This is a genomic window from Streptomyces sp. MH60 (genome assembly GCF_002939385.1).
Lineage (GTDB): Bacteria > Actinomycetota > Actinomycetes > Streptomycetales > Streptomycetaceae > Streptomyces.
Window position 1 is genome coordinate 1 of sequence record NZ_MULI01000148.1, and the last position, 6,355, is coordinate 6,355.

At 72.4% G+C, this 6,355-nt stretch carries 5 protein-coding genes; all 5 read right to left on the bottom strand.

Features of this window, described 5'->3' with window-relative positions; translation table 11 throughout:
* Positions 1 to 1,032 (bottom strand): glycosyltransferase family 2 protein (locus BZZ08_RS37855; RefSeq protein ID WP_198601939.1); only part of this gene is annotated, 1,032 nt, incomplete at its 3' end.
* Between the two features lie 165 nt (positions 1,033 to 1,197).
* Positions 1,198 to 2,133, bottom strand: a complete 936-nt coding sequence (locus BZZ08_RS37860) for a carbohydrate ABC transporter permease (protein ID WP_104636664.1) — start codon at positions 2,131 to 2,133, stop codon at positions 1,198 to 1,200.
* The gene (locus BZZ08_RS37865; RefSeq protein ID WP_198601940.1) at positions 2,130 to 3,485 is read right to left on the bottom strand and encodes a carbohydrate ABC transporter permease; all 1,356 of its coding nucleotides are present in this window, start codon (positions 3,483 to 3,485) and stop codon (positions 2,130 to 2,132) included. Before BZZ08_RS37865 ends, BZZ08_RS37860 begins: the two co-directional genes overlap by 4 nt.
* 4 nt (positions 3,486 to 3,489) lie before the next feature.
* Positions 3,490 to 4,884, bottom strand: coding sequence for an ABC transporter substrate-binding protein (locus tag BZZ08_RS37870; protein WP_104636665.1), 1,395 nt, complete (start codon positions 4,882 to 4,884; stop codon positions 3,490 to 3,492).
* Between the two features lie 258 nt (positions 4,885 to 5,142).
* Positions 5,143 to 6,355, bottom strand: a 1,213-nt coding sequence (locus BZZ08_RS37875) for an FtsK/SpoIIIE domain-containing protein (RefSeq protein ID WP_274543307.1), incomplete at its 5' end; no start/stop codon positions are given.

A 6,355-nucleotide genomic window follows, 5' to 3' on the forward strand; every position in this document is an offset into this window, starting at 1 on the left:
CAGCAGTCTCCCGGTGAGCCTCGCCGTACGGCGGCGCAGCGCGGACGCGAGGCGCAGGGCGCCGTAGGTGCGGCGCAGGCCGAGGCGGAGCAGGGCGTGGCGGAGGCGGACGGGCAGCGGGGCGCGGGCGCCGGGGACCCGGTAGCGGCGGCAGTGCACGCGGGCCCGGCGCAGGAACTCGGCGCGCAGGGAGCGCGGGAGGCGGTCGGGGCGGGTGTACACCGTGGTCAGGTGGTCGGCCATGCGGCGGTACAGGACCGGCCGCCAGCGGGCCAGCTCATCGCGCGACTCCGGATGTGTCTCCATGCGGGCCTCGAGGAACGCGAAGACGCGGTCGTACTGCGTGAAGACGTCCAGGTGCCGCTCGCTCGGCGTGCCCAGGATGCCGCCCCGCAGCCGCTGCCGGTAGTGGACGCAGACCCGGTCCAGGGTGGCCACGGACCCCGCCGTCATCAGGACCGGGTACGTCCACGGCGTGTCCTCGTAGTAGCCCGGCGGGAAGGCGAAGCCCTCGCGCTCGGCGAACTCCCGCCGCACCGCCTTGTTCCAGGCCACCATCAGCAGCTTCAGCAGCCCCGGCCGGTCGGTCAGCCGGAACGGCGCCGGGCCCTGCTCGGCGAGGTGCGCGGCGGCCTGGTTGCGCACCGTCTCGCCGGTCCAGTACGTGCGCGCGTAGTCGTAGACCAGGACGTCCGGCTCGCCGGTCTCCTTGATCCGGTCGGCGATGCCGCGCAGCGCGTGCGGGGTGAGGGTGTCGTCGCCGTCGAGGAAGACCAGGTAGTCGCCGCCCGCCCGGTCCATCCCGGCGTTGCGGGCGGGGCCCAGCCCCTCGTTGCGCGGCAGGCGTACGACGCGGACGCGCGGGTCCAGGGCCGCGAACTCGTCGGCGATCGCGCCGCAGGCGTCCGGCGAGCAGTCGTCGACCACGATCACCTCGAAGTCCGGGTACGACTGGGCCAGCACCGACTCCAGGCACGCGTGCAGATACGCCTGCACCTGGTACGCGGGAACGATGACACTGAACCTGGGCACGGGGACATCCATCGGTCGGCGGGATCGGTGCGGGCGTTCGGCCCGGCAACGGCCGGTGGAGCGACTTGGTTACGGTCCCCGGGGCATTCGGGGGACGTTGTGCCCGTACGGATGAGGGGGCGGACCGGAGACCGGCCCGCCCCCTCAAGGGTGGTGTCGCGGCGGTTACTTGACGGCGCCCGCCATGACGCCCGAGACGAACTGCCGCTGGAACGCGAAGAACACGGCCAGCGGGATCACCATGGAGATGAACGCGCCCGGCGCCAGCACGTCGATGTTGTTGCCGAACTGCCGTACCTGCGTTTGCAGGGCGACCGTGATCGGCTGGCTCCCGGCGTCCGAGAAGATCAGCGCGACTAGCATGTCGTTCCACACCCACAGGAACTGGAAGATGCCCAGGCTCGCGATGGCGGGCCCGCCGAGGGGCATCACCACCCGCGCGAACAGTCGCAGTTCACCGGCACCGTCCAGGCGGGCCGCCTCCAGCAGCTCCCTCGGGATCTCTGCGAAGAAGTTCCGCAGCAGGAACACCGCGAACGGCAGACCGAAACCGACGTGGAAGAGGATCACGCCGAGCATCGACCCGAACAGGCCGATCTTGCCGAAGAGTTCGGCGATCGGGATCAGGGCGACCTGCACCGGCACGACGAGCAGCCCGACCACGGCCAGGAACCACCAGTCGCGGCCCGGGAACTCCATCCACGCGAAGGCGTATCCGGCCAGGGCCCCGATGACCACGACCAGGACGGTCGCGGGAACGGTGATCAGCGCGGTGTTGAGGAGGGAGGAGGTGATGTCGCCGTTCTTCAGCAGCTCCTCGTAGCTCTGGAAGGTGAGCTGCGACGGCTCGGTGAAGACCTTCCACCAGCCGCTCGCCGCCATGTCCTCGGGCGTGCGCAGCGAGGACAGCAGCAGCCCGATCGTCGGGACCAGCCAGAACAGGCCCACCACGATCAGGAACACCCGGAGGAGACCGCCGCTGACGGCCTCGACGAGCCGGGACCCGAGCGACTGCTTCGCCTTCACGGTCTTCCCGGGCGTCGCGGCGGTGGTCCCGGTGCCGGGTCCGGTTCCGGTGAGGGAACCCGCGTCCGCGGTCATCGCCGCACCTCCCGCCGAAGTCGCCGTACGTTGAACCACATCACCGGGATGACCAGGAGCAGCAGGAACACCGCGATGGCGCTGGCGACGCCCGGCTGGTCCGAGGCGAAACCCTTGCGGTACAGCTCCAGGGCGAGCACGTTCGCGTCGTCCTGGGAGGAGCCCGGGGCGATGATGAAGACCAGGTCGAAGACCTTCAGCACGTTGATCATCAGGGTGACGACCACGACCGCGAGGACCGGTGCGAGCAGCGGCACCGTCACCCGTCGGAAGACCTGCCACTCGTTGGCGCCGTCCACCCGGGCGGCCTCCAGCAGCTCCCGGGGCATGCCCGCCAGACCCGCCGCGATCAGCACCATCGCGAAGCCCGCCCACATCCAGACGTACGATCCGATGATCGCCGGGGTGACCAGGGAGGGGCCGAGCCAGTTCAGGCCGTTGTACGGCTCCTCGAAGTTGTCGGCGGGCAGTCTGAGCAGTGCCCCGTCGGCCGCCGCGGGCAGCGTGAAGGTGCCGTCCCCGGCCGCCGTGGCCGACGCGACGACCTCGCCGTCCTTGACCGCCTCGATCCTCATCCCGGCGTAGCCCAGCTCGGCCGCGTCGACGCCGCCCAGCTTGCCGACGCCCTTGCCGCGGGTGAAGTCCTGCCAGGTGGTGCCGGTGACCTTCCCGTCCGCGGGCTCGGCGGTCGCGGCCTTCTTCGCGCCGTCGGGCATCAGGTCGGGGGCCACGCCCACCAGCGGCAGGACGACCGGGGTGCCCGCGGTGACCGGCTGCTTGGTGATGAACGCGCCCCCGCCGGCGGGCTTCAGCGGCGAGTCGCGGCCCGGGTGCGCCTTCGGGAACGCGGACGACTCGGCGAACGTGTCGTGCACCCCGACCCACACCGCGTTCGCGACGCCCTTGTCCGGGTCCTGGTCGTACACCAGGCGGAAGATGATGCCGGCCGCGAGCATCGAGATCGCCATCGGCATGAAGACGACCAGCTTGAACGCCGTGCCCCAGCGGATGCGTTCGGTCAGCACCGCGAAGATGAGGCCGAGCGCGGTGGCGACCGTCGGCGCGAACACCACCCAGATGACGTTGTTCTTCAGGGCGGTGCGGATGCCGTCGTCGGTGAAGAGCGTCTCGTAGTTGTCGAACCCGGCGAAGGAGTCGCCGGACTGGTCGTAGAAGCTGCGGATCAGCGAGTACCCGATCGGGTAGACCACGAGCGCGCCGAGCAGCACCAGGGCGGGCAGCAGGAACAGCGCCGCCACGGACCCGCGGGTGCCGGTCACGCTCTTGCGCGACTTGGGTGACTTGGGGGCGGCGGGGCCCCGTGAGGCTCCCGCCGCCGTCGCCGACGCCATCGCGTCAGCCTCCGTAGGCGGCGGCCGCGTCCGCCTCCAGCTTCGCCTGGGCGCCCGCGACGTCCTTCGGGTTCTTCAGGAAGTCCTGAAGCGCCTTCCACTCGCCCTTGCCGGGGGTGCCGCCGAAGGCCTGCGGGGCCTGGTCCGACATGTCGAAGCGGAAGTCGTCACCGGCCGCGATCAGCGCGTCGGCGATCTTCTTCTGCACCTCGTTCGGATACACCGAGGAGTCGATGCTCTTGTTGGGCGAGAGGAAGCCACCGAGCTTCGCCTGGATCGCCGCCGCGTCGGGCGAGGCCAGCCAGGTGGCCAGCGCCTGCGCCGCCTTGGAGTCCTTGAGGACCACGGCCGCGTCGCCGCCGGACACCACCGGCGCGGTGTCGCCCACGGCCGGGAACGGGAACACCTTCGCGTCCGTGCCGACCTTCGCCTTGGTCTCGCCGATGTTGACCTGGGCGAAGTCGCCCTCGTAGACCATGCCCGCCTTGGGCTGGTCGCCGCCGGTGAAGGTCTGCGTCACCGAGGCCGGGAACTCTGTCTGGAGCGCGCCGGACGCGCCGCCCGCGACGAAGTCCTTCTTGCCCCAGATCTCCGCGAGGGTGGTCAGCGCCTCCTTCACGGACGGGTCCGTCCACTTGATCTCGTGCTTGGCGAGCTGGTCGTACTTCTCCGGGCCCGCCTGCGAGAGGTAGACGTTCTCGAACCAGTCGGTGAGCGTCCAGCCGTCCGCGCCGCCCACGGAGAACGGGGTGACACCGGAGTCGTAGACCGTCTGGGCCGTGTTGAGCAGCTCGTCCCAGGTCTTGGGCTCGGCGGCGCCCGCGTTCTCGAAGACCTGCGCGTTGTACCAGATCAGCGACTTGTTGGCGGCCTTGTAGTACACGCCGTACTGCTTGCCGCCGACCTTGCCGATGTCCTGCCAGCCCGGCGAGTAGTTCTCGCCGAGTTCCTTGGTCGCCTCGGCGCCCAGCGGCTTGGCCCAGCCCTTGTCGACGGCCTGCTTGATGGCGCCCGGCTGCGGGAGCATCGCCACGTCCGGCGGGGCGCCGCCCGCCACCTTCGAGCCGAGGAAGTTGATGATCGGGTCCTGGGCGGGCACGAAGGTCACCTTGGCGCCGGTGCGCTTCTCGAACTCGGCGAGGACCTTCTTGAAGTTCTCCTGCTCGGTGCCGGTCCAGACGGCGGCGACCTCCAGGCTCTCGCCGTCCAGCTTCGGGAGGGTGACGGAGGCGCCCGGCTGCTTGTCGCCGCCGCCCTTGTCGCCGCCGTCGTCGCCGTTGTCGTCGTCGCCGCCGCACGCGGTGAGCGAGAGCGCGAGCGCTCCCGCGGCGAGGGTGGCGGAGATCCTGGTCGCCCTCTTGACGGTTCTGCGTGTCCGGATGGTGCTGCTCGTGCGCATCACTGCCCCGTTCTTCGTTCCTCGTCGAACGCTCGGCGCTCTCCCGTGCGCTCTGGTGTACGCCAGGGGGGTGAGGGCGGCAAGGGCGCGTCCGCGGTCAACGGGGGGATCGTGACCGCGTCGTGACCATGATCAGGCGTCCGGCGTCGGTGCGGGCGACTCGGGGCTGCCGCCCCCGGGCCCCCGCTTCGGCCTGGTCGGCCTCGTCCTCAATCGCCGGACGGGCTGAATCGCGCGCCCGGGGCCACGCGTCCGGAGTCACAGGAGGGACGGGACCTTTGCCGCCGAGACCTCTCTGGCCGCTCGTTCCAGGGCGCTGGCCAGCAGGGCCAGGTCGGTGGGGCCGTTGCCCAGTTCGCGTACCGGGCGGCGGGTGGGCGGGTCGCCCATGCGGTGCCACTCCAGGGGGACCACCGTGGGGCGCAGGGTCGCCGTGCGCGGGATGCGGCCCGTGACGCGGCCGCCCTGGAAGGCGGTGGTGCGTCCGTCGGGGTGCGCCAACCGCCCGCGTCCGGGCGCCGGTTCGTCCGGTCCCGGGGCCGGCGCGTCCAGCGTGATGCGCAGGGTCGCGCGCAGGGCGGGCTCGGTACGGTCCGTACGGCCGCCGGGCGCGGTGGCGGCCACCAGGTGGACGCCGAGCCGTTCGCCCTCCCGCGCGACGGCCTCCAGCGCCCGCATCACCGAGCCCGCCGCGGGCCGCCCGGGGGAGCCGAGCGGGGGAGTGACCAGGGCGTCGAGGTCGTCGACGACCACGACGAGGCGGGGAAGCGGCGGGACGGGCCCGGTCCGGCGCCTGGCGGCGGCCGGACGCAGCCGCAGGGTGGAGCTGGGCGGGGACTCGACGTCCCCGGAGTCGGAGACCGGCGCGGGCCCGGAGGGCGTCGGCGTGCGCTGGGCGACGAGCCGGCCGGACACCTCGCGCCCGGTGTGCCACTCGGCGAAGTCCGACCGCCCGAGCAGTTCGGCGCGCCGCTTCAGCTCGGCGCTCAGGGACTGGGCGAACTCCCGCATCCGTACCGGGTCGTTGGCGGTGAGGTGGGTGGTGACGTGCGGTACGTCCGTGCACACGCGCAGGCCCTCGCCGTGGGCGCCGCCCGAACTCACGCTGTCGCGGCCGTCCATGAGGACGACGCCGAGCCGGTCGGGGCGTTCGGCGGAGGCGAGCGAGGCGACGATCGCCCGCAGCAGCTCGGTGCGGCCGCTGCCGGACGGTCCCTCGATCAGCAGGTGCGGGCCCTCGGCGGCCAGGTCGACCAGGACGGGGCCGCGCGGACCGGCGCCCAGCACCGCCTGCGCGCGTCCCCCGAGGGACTCCGTGTCGTCGGCCGCGGCGGCCCAGCGGGCCATCAGGGAGGCGGGGGTGGCTCGGGCCAGGCCCAGCTCGTCGAGGAGCCGGGCCGCCTGGGGCAGCGGCGCGGACACGCGCGTGTGCCGCTCGCCGCCGGTGGCGGTGTCGGTGCGCAGCGGGGCC